The organism is Clostridium sp. AF36-4, assembly GCF_003435975.1.
Lineage (GTDB): Bacteria > Bacillota > Clostridia > Lachnospirales > Lachnospiraceae > Eubacterium_F.
Window position 1 is genome coordinate 1 of sequence record NZ_QTVH01000007.1, and the last position, 16,878, is coordinate 16,878.

At 34.1% G+C, this 16,878-nt stretch carries 17 protein-coding genes; 2 read left to right on the forward strand and 15 right to left on the reverse strand.

Going from position 1 to position 16,878, the window contains the following annotated elements:
- Nucleotides 1-113: 113 nt before the first annotated feature.
- The 11 genes from eno to DW005_RS05155 all read right to left on the reverse strand — a co-directional run bounded on the left by eno (nt 114) and on the right by DW005_RS05155 (nt 11,605).
- Nucleotides 114-1,415: a phosphopyruvate hydratase gene (gene eno, locus DW005_RS05110; protein WP_117478434.1), complete on the reverse strand. Its 1,302-nt coding sequence runs from the start codon at nt 1,413-1,415 to the stop codon at nt 114-116.
- Nucleotides 1,416-1,850: 435 nt separating this feature from the next.
- Nucleotides 1,851-5,525: a hypothetical protein gene (locus DW005_RS05115; protein WP_117478435.1), complete on the reverse strand. Its 3,675-nt coding sequence runs from the start codon at nt 5,523-5,525 to the stop codon at nt 1,851-1,853.
- Between the two features lie 94 nt (nt 5,526-5,619).
- On the reverse strand, nt 5,620-5,907 hold the full coding sequence (locus DW005_RS05120) for a helix-turn-helix transcriptional regulator (RefSeq protein ID WP_117478436.1): 288 nt from the start codon (nt 5,905-5,907) through the stop codon (nt 5,620-5,622).
- 320 nt (nt 5,908-6,227) lie between these two features.
- Nucleotides 6,228-7,304 carry a HigA family addiction module antitoxin gene (locus tag DW005_RS05125; RefSeq protein ID WP_117478437.1) on the reverse strand — a complete coding sequence of 359 codons (1,077 nt, stop codon included), beginning with the start codon at nt 7,302-7,304 and terminating at the stop codon, nt 6,228-6,230.
- Complete coding sequence (locus DW005_RS05130; protein ID WP_117478438.1) at nt 7,297-7,668, reverse strand: type II toxin-antitoxin system RelE/ParE family toxin; 372 nt, start codon at nt 7,666-7,668, stop codon at nt 7,297-7,299. The genes DW005_RS05125 and DW005_RS05130 overlap by 8 nt, the downstream gene beginning before the upstream one ends.
- Nucleotides 7,669-8,067: 399 nt before the next feature.
- The gene (locus DW005_RS05135; protein ID WP_117478439.1) at nt 8,068-8,694 is read right to left on the reverse strand and encodes a hypothetical protein; all 627 of its coding nucleotides are present in this window, start codon (nt 8,692-8,694) and stop codon (nt 8,068-8,070) included.
- A gap of 164 nt (nt 8,695-8,858) precedes the next feature.
- A complete protein-coding gene (locus DW005_RS14400) occupies nt 8,859-9,170 on the reverse strand; it encodes a recombinase family protein (RefSeq protein ID WP_347461440.1) in 312 nt (103 codons plus the stop codon).
- A complete protein-coding gene (locus tag DW005_RS14405) occupies nt 9,095-9,382 on the reverse strand; it encodes a recombinase family protein (RefSeq protein ID WP_347461441.1) in 288 nt (95 codons plus the stop codon). Before DW005_RS14405 ends, DW005_RS14400 begins: the two co-directional genes overlap by 76 nt.
- 4 nt (nt 9,383-9,386) lie before the next feature.
- The gene (locus DW005_RS05145; protein WP_117478440.1) at nt 9,387-10,391 is read right to left on the reverse strand and encodes a virulence RhuM family protein; all 1,005 of its coding nucleotides are present in this window, start codon (nt 10,389-10,391) and stop codon (nt 9,387-9,389) included.
- Nucleotides 10,392-10,491: 100 nt separating this feature from the next.
- Nucleotides 10,492-11,199: an ADP-ribosyltransferase gene (locus DW005_RS05150; protein WP_117478441.1), complete on the reverse strand. Its 708-nt coding sequence runs from the start codon at nt 11,197-11,199 to the stop codon at nt 10,492-10,494.
- A gap of 178 nt (nt 11,200-11,377) precedes the next feature.
- Entirely contained in the window at nt 11,378-11,605 is a 228-nt protein-coding gene (locus DW005_RS05155; RefSeq protein WP_117478442.1) for a transcriptional regulator, read from the reverse strand.
- Nucleotides 11,606-11,849: 244 nt separating this feature from the next.
- Between DW005_RS05155 and DW005_RS14175 the strand changes: the two genes are divergently transcribed.
- Nucleotides 11,850-12,197 carry a transposase gene (locus DW005_RS14175; RefSeq protein WP_242989369.1) on the forward strand — a complete coding sequence of 116 codons (348 nt, stop codon included), beginning with the start codon at nt 11,850-11,852 and terminating at the stop codon, nt 12,195-12,197.
- The gene (locus DW005_RS05160; RefSeq protein WP_242989370.1) at nt 12,115-12,897 is read left to right on the forward strand and encodes an IS3 family transposase; all 783 of its coding nucleotides are present in this window, start codon (nt 12,115-12,117) and stop codon (nt 12,895-12,897) included. Before DW005_RS14175 ends, DW005_RS05160 begins: the two co-directional genes overlap by 83 nt.
- 268 nt (nt 12,898-13,165) lie before the next feature.
- On the opposite strand, the gene DW005_RS05165 is transcribed toward DW005_RS05160, so the two are convergent.
- The 4 genes from DW005_RS05165 to DW005_RS05180 are packed head-to-tail and all read right to left on the reverse strand — an operon-like array spanning nt 13,166 to nt 16,867.
- A complete protein-coding gene (locus DW005_RS05165; RefSeq protein ID WP_117478443.1) occupies nt 13,166-13,516 on the reverse strand; it encodes a hypothetical protein in 351 nt (116 codons plus the stop codon).
- A gap of 53 nt (nt 13,517-13,569) precedes the next feature.
- Nucleotides 13,570-14,316, reverse strand: coding sequence for an aldo/keto reductase (locus tag DW005_RS05170; RefSeq protein WP_117478444.1), 747 nt, complete (start codon nt 14,314-14,316; stop codon nt 13,570-13,572).
- Entirely contained in the window at nt 14,303-15,346 is a 1,044-nt protein-coding gene (locus DW005_RS05175; protein ID WP_117478445.1) for a hypothetical protein, read from the reverse strand. The genes DW005_RS05170 and DW005_RS05175 overlap by 14 nt, the downstream gene beginning before the upstream one ends.
- A 3-nt stretch (nt 15,347-15,349) precedes the next feature.
- The gene (locus DW005_RS05180) at nt 15,350-16,867 is read right to left on the reverse strand and encodes a radical SAM protein (RefSeq protein ID WP_117478446.1); all 1,518 of its coding nucleotides are present in this window, start codon (nt 16,865-16,867) and stop codon (nt 15,350-15,352) included.
- Between the last annotated feature and the right edge of the window lie 11 nt (nt 16,868-16,878).

Below are 16,878 nucleotides of genomic sequence, written 5' to 3' on the forward strand. Positions count from 1 at the left end.
TTGGGAACACACCTGCATAGCAGGTGGTTTATTTTTATTGCCAATACAAAAAATTTCCGGCACATATATTATTCATGTACCGGAAATCTTTTCATCGTCTGTTTTTAATTCTATTATTTACCTACATGAAATGCATCCATACCCGGGTACACTGCGCTGGCACCTAATTCTTCTTCAATGCGGAGAAGCTGGTTGTATTTTGCTACACGCTCGGATCTCGAAGGAGCACCTGTCTTAATCTGACATGTATTCAGCGCTACTGCAAGGTCTGCGATAGTTGTGTCTGCTGTCTCACCGGAGCGGTGGGAAGAAATGGCTGTATATCCTGCATTGTGCGCCATCTTAATAGCCTCCAATGTTTCTGACACCGAACCAATCTGGTTTAATTTAATCAAAATGGAGTTGCCCGCTCCCATTTTAATACCCTTGGAAAGTCTCTCTGTATTTGTAACAAAAAGGTCATCTCCTACAAGCTGAACCTTATGACCAATCTTCTCAGTCATCTTCTTCCAGCCTTCCCAATCTTCCTCATCCAAACCATCTTCAATAGAAATAATCGGATACTTGTCAATGAGAGATTCCCAATGTGCAATCAGCTCATCCGAAGTAAATTCTTTGCCGGATTTTGGCTGTTTATAGTAACCAATTCCTTTTTCCGATTTCCATTCGGAAGAAGCTGCATCCATAGCAATCATAAAATCTTTTCCCGGTTCAAATCCGGCAGCCTTAACAGCCTCCAGAATTTTCTCAATAGCTTCTTCATCGGAAGTAAGTTTGTTTGGTGCAAATCCACCTTCATCACCAACCGCTGTTACATCTCCCATATCTTTAATCAGAGATTTCAACTTATGGAAAACCTCTGCACACCAGCGGAGTGCTTCTTTAAACGATGGCGCGCCAACCGGCATAATCATAAATTCCTGCGTATCAACGGCTGAATCTGCGTGAGCACCACCATTTAAAATATTCATCATAGGTACCGGAAGACGGTTGCCGGAAATGCCACCTAAAAAGCGGTACAACGGAATATCTAACGCAATAGATGCCGCTCTTGCTGTTGCAATCGACACAGCCAAAATCGCATTGGCACCAAGTTTTGATTTGTCTTTCGTACCATCTGCATCAATCATCGCCTTGTCAATAGCATAAATATCAGACGCATCTAAACCAGTAAGGACCTCATTAATCACAGTATTGATGTTGTTGACAGCTTTTTCAACACCCTTGCCAAGATAACGGTCCTTGTCACCGTCTCTCAGTTCCAGTGCCTCAAACTCACCTGTAGACGCACCACTTGGAGCAGTACCTCTTCCCACGGTTCCGTCTACCAAAGTTACCTCTGCTTCCACCGTCGGATTGCCTCTCGAATCCAAAATCTCACGTCCAACTACTTTTTCAATTTCCAAAAAATTCATCGTAACACTATCTCCTTTTCCGCAAAATAATAGTACTCCCCGCAAGAATTTCATTCAATTCTGCATAGGATGCGTTCAGGATTCACAACCTAATACGAGGAGTCCACATGATTTATTCACATTTCGGTTAGTCTTGTCTAACCTCTTTTATATTACTGAATTTCGGGGTAAAAATCAATAGGTGCAGGTGAGAGTTTTTATCAAGTTTGTGGGGGTGCTGGTTAATATTATCATGTGCCATTTCTAATATCACTCTATATCAAAGTTTAGTAGATAAAAAGACTCGGAAGGAAAATACCTTCCGAATCAGACTGTAATACTCCTTATAAAGGACTAATAAACTGTCCCTAAATGTATAGACATTCCCTTACAGAACATCCCAATATTTTGTATGCTTTTTAACACCTTCTTCTCATATTTAGTAATTTAAATAAATTATTTAATACTTCTAATACGTTTGACACTTAACTCTGCTCTCGATATAACTTCAAGCTTTTGATTATATACTTGTGTACTGATTAATGGCTCACTTACAATGAATAATCCGTAAACATTCCACTTAACATCTGATAGTTGATAATGTATTTTTAAATCTTCCAAATGTTCCTTAACCCAATCTACTCTTCTACTATGTTTCGTTGCATAACATTTCTTTTTACCATCAACAAACATTTTCTGATACTCTAACTGAATTTCATAAGGATTTCTAGAAAAATTAAAGTCCTTTACCTCCGCTACATATATATGATGCATCTCATTATCTATGATTAGCACATCAATATCTCCTAATGTATTACCATTCTTGTCAGCCACATATTTTTTATTAATCTTATCAACATTCGAATCAATAACAAACACTTCCATATCTGTCAAAATATCTGAAATTAATTTATTAAATATTCTTCCCCTATCATCACTAATTCGACCTATCAAGGTGGACATCTTAGCATTTTTTGTTGATATTTTTCCCTCATAAATTAAGTCCGTTACATACATAAGCATATGATATAATTGTCTATTTCCCCAAATTATCATGTCTTTTCTGATTATTACTGGACGCCTACTGAACGAGTACGCACGATTAAATCTCCATGGATATACATCTTCCTTCCTAAATCCAGATGGCAATTTCAAAAAATCATCTCTTTCAGTCAAGGAAATATCCTTAAGTATGGCTATTGCTATTTCATTAGATATTTTCTCATCAATTTGAACGATATATTCTATAAGTTTTTGCTTAGATGCTTTATAAACTTCCTCCTCTTCTCTCTCATTACCATATTCTATCATTCCCATTATCAACCTATAAAATTGAGTAAAAGAATACCCGTACTCCGCTTGAAAAGCAACATCTAAATCCCCTGAATAATCTTCTTGATTGAGGGTATATTTTTTACGAAAGTCACTAGAAGAATTATAGTATAATTCTTCTCTTCTATATTTATCACCATATTGAAATATTGTATAAAATTCATCCTGTTTCACCCCTATTCGATCCGACTTCAATATTTCAACTGGTGCATTAAAAATGTTATAATAAAATAAATCATTTTTATATGCCCACTCTATAATAAGTGAACATATTGCCAATATATATTCATATTTTCCTATACCAAGTATCACCTCACCCTTAGGCGGTTTAGCAGCAACATATTCCATCATAAATTTTAATGCTAACGATACCCGATTCAAGTCATTATATTCTTTAACATACTCATTCTCTTTTTCAGGATAACATGACAATTCATAAGCATAATTCTTTTTTGCAAGCATTTGTTTGTATAAAACTTCTTCCAAATCAACATAAATTGCTTCTACCAAATGTTCTGAACTTAATACCGCAATCTCTTCTTGTAACATTTTATATAACATTCCTACAACCTCATTGGCAATCATTGTTCTTTTTTCATCCGGAATAACACCATACGTCCATTTACCACTTTGCAATATAGATTTTCCTATTATATCTAGCAAATAATCCTCGTCCTCTTCACGGACACGCCTATTTGTAGTAAACAATATAGGTTTATAATATGGTTTATCTTGAAAATCTAAAGAAAATATTTTTCTTCTCATTGGATTATCAAACAATTCATCTAACTTATCCGCATAATCCTCAGACTCATATGCATCATTATTTAAAATATCCAAAAGCATCTGACACAATTCTTTTTCCTTTGCATTGGTCTTACAACTCATTTGACTATATGCCTTAGGTGTCCATGTCAAATTATAATGTCTACCTTTTCTTTCAATACGAATTAAATCTGATACAGCGATATCCTCAGTTGGAGCATAATAATAGGCTTTCTTATCACCCTCCAATATTATTGAAAAATGATATAATGTATTCAATAGTTCCATGTCTTCAATAATATCTTTACATTCTGCCAACCAATAAGATATTGTGTCCATAATTGAAAAATTCAAATTAACATCTGCCATTTCCTTTATTTCTTCAGATGTAATCCAGATAACGCAGTTATTATAACGAATACATAATGTACTCTTTTTTGTCTCCATTATGCATCCTTCAGTATACATATTTCTCATTTCATCACACAAGACCACTTTTGTTTTCCAACCATCTTCATAAGAATCAATCAATATAGTCCCTTCATTCCTTATTGACTGATTAATATAATCAACAGAATCTCCTGGAGCAATCAAAAGTTTAGTATTATGCGGATTAAAATCATCATCCAGATAAAACGAATATTTATTACTTGTGTATATACTGATAGCATTTAGCTCACTAAACAAATTTGGCATTTGTGTGTTTATTTTTTCTTTTGCACGTATATATCTTGGTAAAAAATTTTCTTTTTTTCGTTCATTGACGCTTATACAGTGCAATTCAAACGGATTCAATTGCAATGCCTTATATTTAGATAAATTTTTAGCTGCTCTTAATCCTATTCCTCTACCAAACCCGCTAATTATAAACAGACAATAAATATCATTTCTCTCAACAGCATTTTCTTGCATTTTTTTCCAAAAGTAATTCATTCTTTCTTCAAATAGTAAAGTATGTTTTTCATTAGGATATTCTGCGTGCATTGTACTCTCTGAATAATCACATGCATCATCACATATAAAAGCAGTCAACATTAACTGATTATTATACACATTTACGATACATTCTTTATGATATGCATTATCCATTAGTTCAATTCCAAGCGTACTCTCCTTCAATTTATGATGTCCCAATGCTTCCAATGACTTACGGCAATCTCGCCATACATAATCGTTATATCTATTTACCACCTTATTCTTTATTCCAAACTCTGAAGCTATTTTTAGTGTCTGAAAAAAAAGAAAATTCGGTAATAGTGAAATATTAAGTAGTATAATTGAATTGTTTTTACTATTTTTTACAAACGGTTTACTATAAAATGGTCTATTCTTCATCGAACCCACATTACCACTTCCGAAAGGCATAATAATTTCTTCTAGCAAATCAGGATAATCCTTCAGAAACACCTGCATTCTCTGTTCATCAAACACAACACACTCTGCATATTCTTTAACTTTTTCATTATTTGGTATTACCACATACTTTCCCTCATCAGATACTATTTCACATTCTTTTACACCTATCCTTCTAGCTATTTCTTCTGATAATCTCAGAATAAACATTGTCAAACTTCCTATTTTACGTTTGTATTCTTTTGGAAAATCATTTTCATAATTGAACAATATGTCTATAATCATTTGAAGATTATATGCAGGCGAATTATCAATTCCATTAAATACTGTATAATTATCCGTCAACATTACATTCTGATAGAAAGCATTTTCATTTGGGTCAATAGAGCATGCTAAATTAGTTTCATTTATTTTTCCTATTAATTTCTTAAATCTTCCAGCACTCATCTTATATGTAGAATTGTATGTATTTTCCTTTTCACAAATAATAACTGTTATCAAAGAATCTAATAAAACGGATTTATTTTGGTTATGAGGCATTAAATTCAAACCTGATATTCTTGCTAAAACATCATAAACATCATACTTTTTTATCTCATCAGTTATTTTTTTCAATTCATCTATTGTTTCTTGATTTTCAAATATATAACCATAATTCAAGGTTTTATTAAAAAAATCCATATTTTCCCCTTTCTGTAGTATACAATCACCTTATTCAAATAACTTAAAACCTATAAAAAACATCACCAGCCAACAAACTAGTGATGTCATATAATTACACTTTCTGTTTTGGCACAAACTCAATCTTGAGAACCATCCCCATGCCATCTGCTAATCTTTTAAGCAAATTAACAGAAGGATTCCTTGTTCCATTCTCAAGTTTGCTGATATCTGCTTGATTAATACCAGTACGCTCTGCCAACTCCTTCTGCGTCATATTCTGAGAAGTACGAGCATCTACGATAGCCCTTATAACATCCATCTCCGGTTGGATTGCATCATATTCTTTTTTAAATTCTTCATCCTGTAACTGCTTAGAAAGCATATCATCAAATGTTCTCATCTTTCATCACCCTTTCTATGAAATCCTTTCTTCTATCCTTTGCAGTCTGTATCTCTTCTTTTGGAGAATCTCCCAATAATCCAAATATCTTAGCTCGCATCTCAATGATATCCTGAAATCTCATGAGGCTAAGAAGCTAACTCAGCCTCTTTATTCTTTACATAGGTAAAATCTGATACAGATTTCCTCATTGTAACGTATGAATTCCAAATTGAGTCTGTGTCGTGTTACTGACGCTACTCTCCCCTTGGATGATTATGGTCAGAACGAAGTATGATTCCTACCATCAAAAACCGGTTCTTCAATCTTTTACTATGATATTACGCCATTTTAACCCTATACTTATGTCTTATTGGCTTCATTGTCCAATCATCAAATCCGACCAAACCATCATTCTGCAATCTTCCTAATACGATGCCAGGATCTCTGTTAATCGATTCCGCAAAACGAATAATATCTTTTAATCCGAATCTTTCTCCTGCCACAAAATCATTATACTGTTCTCTTGGAATAAGACTATCCTCCGCAAACAAGTCAGCAGCATGCTCTTGTACCCCAGATTCTTTCTCAAACGATATTCCATAATCACCATTAATAATATGACCAATCTCATGGAACAATGTAAACCAAAATGAGTCTGAATAAAGTCTTCTATCATTAACCATCAACATTATATTATCACCAATTTTTTTGGTAGCTCCATTAATCTTTGAGCCAACAATATTAGGAAGTATTACAAAGATAACACCAGCCTCCTCGAAAGCTTTTCGAATCAATGGATAAAATTCGCTATGATTTTTAGTCAATGTCAGCGCATACTGTACCACAGCTTCAAATTTCTTTTTATTAAATTTGGGTGCATCTACAGCCAATGCCTTATTAGTTGCGATCTGAACCATAGTATTCGCCTTAACTGTACTAGCCTCTTCTAATGCTTCTGTTGAACTTCTAAAGTTTACTGCCATATCTCTCTTGGTAAACACTGTTAATGTTGCAACCTTCAGAAATTCACGAACCGCTTTAATCTGTTCATCCTTTTTTCTAGGCAAATCCGGAAGTCCATAATTCTCTCTAAAATATTTGTAGTCATATAATTCAAATACTTTTCTTTCTTCCAGCAATTCTTCTTGTGATTTAAATTCTGCAATCAAAGCATCATAAGAATTTTGCAAATTAAGCCAATAATTTACGCTAGTACCAAGCATTCTAGAAAGCTTCATTGCAATATCAATAGATAAGCTCTGTTCCCCACGAATCAGCAAACTTAAATTCTTCGGCGTAGTATCTAATCTCTTTGCAAAATCTTCCTGAGTCAATCCACTTTCTTCCACAATTTCTTTAATATAATATCCTGGGTGAAATGCAATCGTATCATTATACTCAATGTAATTACTCATAATGTTTGCTCACCTCCGTTATCTCAACAATCCTCACATTTTGCGATATCTCATTAATATTACACGGAACATATGGTTCCTTATTTTCATTTAGGGGTTCTATTATTATACGCCACTGATCCTTTCTTGATTTCACATCAATTGCAAAATATCCATCCAGATTTCTTCCACCTTTATTTTCAAGTTTATGAAAGTGAAAGGTTGGTTGGACTATAATATCTTTAATAGTTTCTGCCTGCTTCAAAGCATTTATTCTTGCAAAAAGGCTATTTGCAAGTGCAGCATTTCCACCAAACAACTTTCTTGCTACCTTTAAACTCGTACATTGTTTCTCAGTTTTTGCATCTGTATAAACTAATTCCAAGTCCTCCCTCCTTTTACCATATTACCTATCAGGTAATTTAATTATAGTTGCTACATGTGTTTTTGTCAAGAACACGAAAAAATATTTTCGAAAACTTAACACCAAAATCCTGTATTCTACAATAAATCTGCTGCATTCGCCCGTACCGAGATAATTTGAATAACAATTATTAGCCTCTGCTACGATATTCAAATGGTGCATTCATAAGACTACAAAATACACATCCATTTTTGCTCCTTAATATCCATCAAACCGCAGAAAATCAAGGTTTCTTTAAAAGCAGACAAACCGTTTCAATATTCCCCTGAACTTTGATTTTATACTGCATAGCGAAAGTGACACTATTAACTTAAGGGTGGGGTAAATACCTTAACCATTTGAAAATTCCTTTTAATGTTACTACTTTACCCGGTCCTCGGCAGGATCAACTGCATACCAATGTTCTGCATTTCGCCTACATTCTAACACAGGTATTCTTTTTGTCACTTCACGTTTCGTGCTTCCATCACTACGAAGAATTTCTCTCCATTCCACTGGTTTATTATAATATTTCATTTTGCCCCCACATTGAGGGCATCCTTCAATATGTATTTTCTCTATGGTCAATCTATTCCCATAACCACTAATTGCAAAATTGAAAAACAAAGGATGTCTCGTTTGCTTTTTAGCAATTCTTCTAAGTGTAAAAAAGATTAAAAATAAAAATACAAATATTATAAAAATAATAGAATATTTCTGCATATCTAAACTTATTGTATTTCCATTCATCCCTCTAAAAAAGCAAACTATACTTTTTACTATTTTGGCAAACGGAAATATTCCTACAATTGCAATAATAGTGCTAATCCATGTTAAAACAGCTAAAGTAAATGGACTACGCCATTTTGGTTCTGGATCATAATTTGCCGTCTTTTGCTTCTCTTCCGAGATATTATTGATAATATCTCCTGCTGCAATTTGAGTTTTTCCTGTAAAATTCACATTTCCATTGAAATTATTTTGCTTATACTCTTCTTTTCTTCTCATATCGTCATCTTCCTCCTCTTTTGCGAAAAAGTATTCCTTTTGCAAAAATGTATACTGATAATTTCGAAAATCTTATCCTTGGGGTAAATCAATTCCCTCATACCCATTCTACGGAAACAGAAACACACATCTATTTTATTCCCAAAATAGCGAAATCCTTTGATTTATTGGGCTTTTCTTGACAGAAGGCAGACTGTCTCAACGGTACTTTCGTTGTCCCAATCAAGTTCGTATAATGCCTCGTGAATGCCATCATTTAACATGTAATTGTCCTGTTTTACCACATGATATTCGTTCCTTGTTCCCGGAACCTTCTCATTCTTTCTTCTGCCAAATGCCAATTTCCCGCAGTATACAGGATTATCAAGTACACCTTTTACAAATGATGCAGAAAAGCCTTCTATGGTATTGTTCTGGCAAAGTTTCTTCTTGTATCCGTTGTTATTAAGGAATGTGGCAATAGTGGCAATGCCCATAGTTGTGTTGGCATATTTATCGTAAATAACTGTGGTCTTCCTTCCACACTTTTACTAGATTTACCTTCGTCAGAGTATTCGCCTGCGATAATCATATCCTGGTAATCAGCGTATTTATGCAATTTATCTTTTTGCACATCTAAACTGTAACCATCTACCTGCATAGAGGTGAATACACGAGTATAGATGTAGCGTTTGAGTTGTTTTTTCATGAAGTCATCTCCTCTTTACTTCCTTAGACACTTCTTTAATGCTCTCAAGATATGCCTTTTCAACTGGAGTCAAAGTTGTTTCCTGATATTTTCTATATTCTTCCTTTGCCTTATCTATCGCCTGCTTATGACTTACCGAGCCTGAACTAGTTAATAGCTTTCGATTACCTGAAGATAATACACTATCCAACTGTTTTACATAGTCATCCATATACATAGGCTTATGCTCAATTGCATTGATTTCAGCCAAATCAAAATAACCAGAAACAAGATTATTCAATACCTTAAGTTCATTCTCCTCAAGATAATTCTTAGCTACACCTATGTCCTTTAATGCTGGTAATTCCCCTGAAAACGAAGTCAATCCCATAAATGGCTTTTCAGCATCTGCACGCAGATAAATAACCTCTGCAGCAGTATGACCATGTGCTGCATAATGCAATTTATTCTGAACAATTTTAAAAAATCCAATTGACTCATCACTATGTGGATCATAATCAACACTAGTTGCATATAAATCAAGAACCTGTCGATACAACACTTTTTCTGAAGACCTGATATCTCTGATTCTATCAAGTAATTCCTTCCAATAGTTTCCTCCGCCATTTCCTTTCAGACGCTCATCATCTATTGTGAATCCTTTTATGATATATTCTTTTAATCGTTGTGTCGCCCACTGTCTGAATTTTGTGGCAATTACTGACTTTATGCGATATCCGAGAGAAATAATCATATCGAGATTATAATAATCGACATTATAATTTTTCCCATCACTCGCAGTTGTTCGGAATTTCCGAACAACTGAATCTTTATCAAGTTCGCCTTCATCAAATATATGCTTAATATGTTCACTGATATTCGATTTACTACACCGATACAATTGCATAAGTTGCTGCTGTGTTAACCATACAGTTTCATCCTGCATTTTTACTTCTATATTCGTATCTCCATCATCTGTCTGATATATAAGGATTTCTCCATATTCATCATTTCCTACTTTATCTGCCATTTTTTCTCCAATCTATTTGATTCAAATTATATTTACAATTACCTCACTATACACAATTGTATTTCTTATGGTTTATTGTTAAATTAAAAACATTTCTTTTTCAATAAAACTTTATCAAATTACATTCATACACCATTTTATTAACCTCATCATCTCTATATGGGTAATTTGTCAATGCCAAATACATATTAGGAAATAGTAACATTTCTTCTTCATTCCTTTTAGTAATTGCATTCACATATATCCCAATGGTATTCGATTCTACGTATATTTTTAATAAATTATTCTCACATGCATAAGCCCCATCCGCATAAACAATGTCTCTCAACAAACTTGTACTCATAAATCCTTTTTCTTGTATTGGTGTCGGTCTATCCTGCTTATTCTGTTCAATAAGTTCACTGACAAATTTATCGTCAACTAATCTATAAAGAACAATATTCGTTGGAATTCTAGGTGCGCTACACAAAACAATAGACAATATATCTGCCATTTCTCGATAAATATTACTTTCGCTATCAACTTCTTTTCTCAAGAAATCATTAATCCGTCTATATGTATCCCCACAATAACATTCGATAGGTGCAGTAAATAAGCTATTTGTTATTGAATGTTTGGCTAATCTCATTACATCTTTATATGAGTTTGCCCAGCTTTTATAATATTTCATCCCCCATTCTTCAGCCTCTAATGTTGTTTTAAATTCTTTGTACAATTCCCTTTTTTCAATATGCCAATTTATTTCACCATACTGATGTTTATTCCACATTTTCTTCAATATAATCTTCAATCTACTCCATTCTTGCATCTTTTTTTCTTCTCTTTAAGAATTTCTATATAATCAAGAGTCTCTACTCTTATTATCCCAACATAATAATATCTGTGTTCCAACCTATTCGCAAGGATAATATATTAGCTTATCCAATAGCATAAGATTTGTTCTCCAAGAAATTTGTGCCACAAGCTGTTGCATAATTACCATTACATTATTTACTAGCTATATTATCTTCCTTGTCATCCCTATACCTTTTATCAGACAACCTCTCCATTTCAACCTTATATGCCATCAATCGCAAAAGATACTGCGGAACCCTTCTATTTCCCAATTCCCAATCGGTTTCCGTCATATAAGGAATTTCAAAGTACTCACAAAATTCTTTTCTATTCATGCCGGTACTTTCTCTTAATTTTTTCAATTCTTCTCTTGTTTCCATAGTCCATCTCTTTATGCATTGCATAAACAAATTATATAATTTTTATTACCTATGGTCAATAACCTATTTTCCTATTTTTCAAAAAATCGGGTAGGTGGTAAATAATTATTTTATTTACCGTCCTCCCACACCACCGTGCGTCAGGCTGTCTAACAATAATGGTCTCATAAATTAAGACACTGAACACGACATTTCTTAATGAATCTGATATACTATAACCAACAAATGAAAGAAGGTACTTATTATGTCCAGATCAAGAAGAAATTTCAGTGCTGAATTTAAAACCAACCTCGTACTTCAACTGCTTAAAGGAGAAAAAGAACTTAATGTCCTTGCTGTTGAAAACGACATTCAACCAAATCTCCTCCGCAACTGGAAGAAAGAATTCCTTGCTAACGCTTCTCTTGCTTTCGATAATAAGCGGGAAGATAATCTTCGGGAAAAACTTGCCGAAGAACGTAAGGAAAAATCCGAATACGCCAAAAAGGTCGGTCAACTTACCATGCAGGTTGACTGGCTCAAAAAAAAATCTGAAGAAGTTATCGGACCTGACTACGAGAGTAAATTTAGTCCGAAACCTTTCGACGACTAAGGAACTGCCGGTTTCTACAGGAGCTAATCTACTTGGAATTAATCGTACCAGCGTATATTATGGCGGCATCCCCGTTTCAGAGAAAGAACTGGAATGCAAAGCTATCATTGACCATCTGCATACGGATAATCCTACCTGGGGAGCCCGTCAGATGTCTGCTCAACTTAAACTGCGCGGATATCAGGTTGGACGCCGTAAAGCAGGCAGATATATGCGTGAAATGGACATTACATACATTCCAATGAAGCATGGCTTTCTTTACCTGACAGCTATTATCGACTGGTACAGCCGTTGTATCGTTGTCTGGGATGTTGGTGATACTCTGGATACCACTATGGTCATCAACGCCTGTAAAAAAGCATTTAAAGTAGCTAAGCCGTTAATCATCAACTCGGATCAGGGAAGCCAGTTTACCAGTGACAAATACATCGAATTTATTCGAGATAATGGAATTCGGCAAAGCATGGATGGCAAAAGTCGATGGGCAGATAATATCATGATTGAACGCTGGTTCCGCAGCTTCAAGTATGAGGAAGCATATCTCACGGAGTATGCTAATCTCAAGGAAGCAAGAGAAGCCATTGGAAGGTATATCTACACCTATAACTTTGAAAGATGCCATCAGTCCATTGGGAACAAACAGCCTGCCGAGGTATACTATCCGGTAATGCTTCTGGATGCAGCCAGAGCAGCCGCATAATATAAAAATCCGGGAGATGCTTCACACATTTTCCATGTAACTCGTCAACATATCAGTTCATTATAAAAATATCAAATTTTTGTCTTGACAACTGAGCCATTATATATCAATAACAATATTTATAATACTATCCATAAATTTTCCGATGCACTTTTTTATCATCAATTATGATCCTCCATCTGATAATCTCAAATTACTCACCATATTATACCATCATGAAGTTTCCTTTGATTGGTCCATTTAAGTATGTGATATTCCACATCAAAACCTAATTGGCTCTCGTTGCTTTGTAGGTTGATATTGGTCTCTTATGTTTCCGTTGCTCCTGTCCTCTATGAGTCAACTGTTTTGCTTCCTTTAATACTTTGTAAAATGTACTTTCGTTTGCTATATAACGTCCTCTGTCCGCTAGTATTGGTACAATCTCACTTGGTGTTTTTGACACAAACTCTTCAGAATTACATACATCCAATATTTTCTCTTTTTCTTCCATAGTCAGCTTATTCGCCGTCTCTGGTCTTACACATATCGTGCGTTTATCTATATAGTCACTGTCTGTATTCTTCCAGCTGTTATATGTTCGTTTACTGATTTCAAACTCTGCACATACTTTATACAATGCTACTCCTAACTCTACTGCTTCCACTAATTATTCTTTGAAAAAGCATACTATCACCATCCCATTTCAATCCATCTTATATTTTGAAGCAAATGGAGAATATTTTTTGTACCAAAAACACAAGTAAACTTTTGTTTTCTCAAATTTTCAAGCGTGGATGCACGTTGCTCTTCAGACAGTTTCTTGCTTATTTCAGGACCACCAAATGGCATTGCTATTTGAATACTAATGTTTTTATTGCAGCAATAACCAATCAATTCTTGGATTTTATTCTGCTCATCTGTAGATATATTTCTTTGTACTACAATTTGATTTATTTCCGGATACACGCCTGATTGATCATATAAATTTTCAATCTCTTTAACCCCAAAATTTGATACTCCAATCGTCTCAATCAGTCCCTCCTTTTGAAGTTTAATTAATTCTTTCCAAGTTTCAGAATATCCTTGATAACGACTAGAGTGAATCAAATAAATATCGATTTTAGAAATATTCAATCGATGCAATGTATCCATTAATTCATCTCTTATAGACCGCCCACTCTCTTGTTGGCTTGTATTGATTTTTCCAATATAAACTATCTGATTTTGAGGATATGCACTTTCCATAACAGCTTTAGCAACTTCTCGTTCATTTCCATATCTAAATGCAGTATCCAACATTAATCTATCATACGGATAGTGTTGTAATATATTTGACAGTTCTTCTTCCGTACATAAATATGTACCCAATGCAAAATCAGGATATTTTTTCCCAGAGCGAGTAACGATGGTTCCAATATAAGGCTTATAATCTTTCATATACCTTCCACTCTACACAATTATGAGTAAAACTAAAAAGTTGCATTTTATCTAATGATTCTTTCTCAAAATGCTGCTCTAACCATTTTCTAAGCATATCTCTACATTCGTACAGAATTTCACAATCCAAATCACCATATTTTAATGCTAAATCCTTAATTTCACCAAATGAATTTTGAAACTCAGTGTTCATTTTTCTAAATTCGCTAATTATATCTTCTACACTACTATCTAAGATATGCTGGATATTAGACGAATCAAGATATAGAACATAATCAACAATGTTGAATCTTGGGAACAATCCTTCTTTTGCTAATAAAATCCATTCTTTTTCTGTTTTGAATTTATCTCTATATACTTTATCAATATACTTTTTTGTTTTTGTTGATAAAGAATTTAAATCTTGAACTGTCAAAAACTCTTTTTCCATTTGCTTAGCATTGCCACTATATTCCATAAAAGCACAAATTATTGTAGTGCTAAATTCATTTAAATGCGAAATTAATTCATCAATTTCACCAATAATACCCTTGTAAAGAAAAACTTTACTTATTACAGGCATATTTCTTTTCTTTGCTTCGTTTGCGCACAAATTAAGATATTGATAATATCCTTTTCGATTAACAAATCTGTCATGCGTTTGTTCTGTGCCAAACCAGGAAAAAGCAACTTTCTCCACTCCGGCGTCTTGTAGCATATCAAACCAACTAACAATTTCATCAGCTGATTTGATTTTTGTACCATTTAAATCTAATTGTACATATTCCATTTTCTCCATCGGAAGTGAATTATACAGTTCAATTTGTTTTTTAACATATGAATGCTCCGGGCAATTATATATAAATGAACGCAATCTCATCCCATAGATATCTACGACACCTGAAAACTTCTTCATAACACGCTCATAGTCTTCAAAGGAAATCTGCTCATCTTTCGGACAATCACCTAAACAACAAAAACTGCAGCGGCATGCACAAGGAGCAAAGAATGCACGTATATGAAATTTATCTTCTTTTAATTCAATGTTCATCAATTAACTCCTTTCCTTTATTTCACCGCAAGTCACCCACTCATGAATCAGTTCAGTTAATGTGTTAAAATATGTTTTCTCTCTTGCACAAGGAGAAATTTCCGGTCTGTTTTCGTACCAATATTCTTTACAGCCACCAGAACACATTGGAAGGTAAGCACATTTTTGACACTTCTCACGCTTAATTGATACATCAAGCCAGTCCAAATAATTCTGATTGAATACCACTCCTGTAGTACAGTCTCCTACTTTATGTGATTCTTCTGTAGTATGCTGCAAGCATTTAAAAAGATTTCCTTCAGAATTAATAAGAACTTCGTTCATGACACATGCAAGACAATTTCCACGTAATCTCAGTGGAAGAATATGCTTAATTCCATCATAAAAGCCATAAGAGTACATTTTTCTCCAAATCAAATCATATGCCCAATCATAATCCTGAGCTAATATATAATCTTCTAACGGTGCATGCGGAGGACGTCTTAATGTTGTTGTGTGAATATAGAACAAATCACTATCTTTAAACTGCTCTAAATCATGCAAAATATCATCTAACTGAGTAATGTTGTTCTTGTCTAAATTAAACCTACAAACAACAAAAATTCCGGCTTCGATAAGTTTCGACATATCAACCAATAATTTCTGATATGCATCTACACTTTTATCGCAATAATTTTTTCTGCGATTATGTTCTTCTGCATAACCATCGATAGTTACATGAAATTTTTTTGCATGCCATTTTTCTTTTGCTCTTTTTATTAAATCGTCAGATATATTGAATCCATTAGTTGTGATAATCGAACTAAACTTCAATTTTCCACCAAAATGCTTGTCAACATTTTCAGTAATGTAGTCAATTATTCGATCTCCTACCAGTGGCTCTCCTCCAAACCACCTAAAAACCACTTCGTCAGACTCTGTAACATTTTTTATGATATATTCAACAACTTTCTCTGCTGTCTCCTGTGTCATTGGTTTGCGCTTTTCACCATTTTCAAAGCAGTAGAAACAACGAGCATTACATTCTTGAGTAGGGTAGATTGTAATATTTATAGCATCACTCGATGCATATGCCGACCGATTTCGAATGACATCTAATTTAAACAGTTCACTATCATCATCTTTCGTCAAAAATCCAAGCAAAAATAGCTGTACAATTGTTTTATCACTATAATCTGAGCATGAAGAAATCATCCTGTATTTCTCATATTCCTCCTCATTAAGCAATGCAACTGCCTCAGTCATTGTATTAATCAGTACGGTTGTAGAATCTGCAAAACTTCTTTCCAAATTAAATAATGATGGTAACAGTCGAGAATCTGCAATTCTGTCCATTGCACGATTAAAATCTTTTTGTGAGATATTTAAAATATCTTCGCCTAAAATATCTTCAACATTTACACCCATAATAGGCTTATATTGCCACTTCTCATGATGTTGGTATCCATCTATTTCAGCACTGCCTGCCTTCAAGCTTAATAATGAATAATCAGGCAAAGTGTTTCCTCTAACAATAATCATTACGTTTTCCC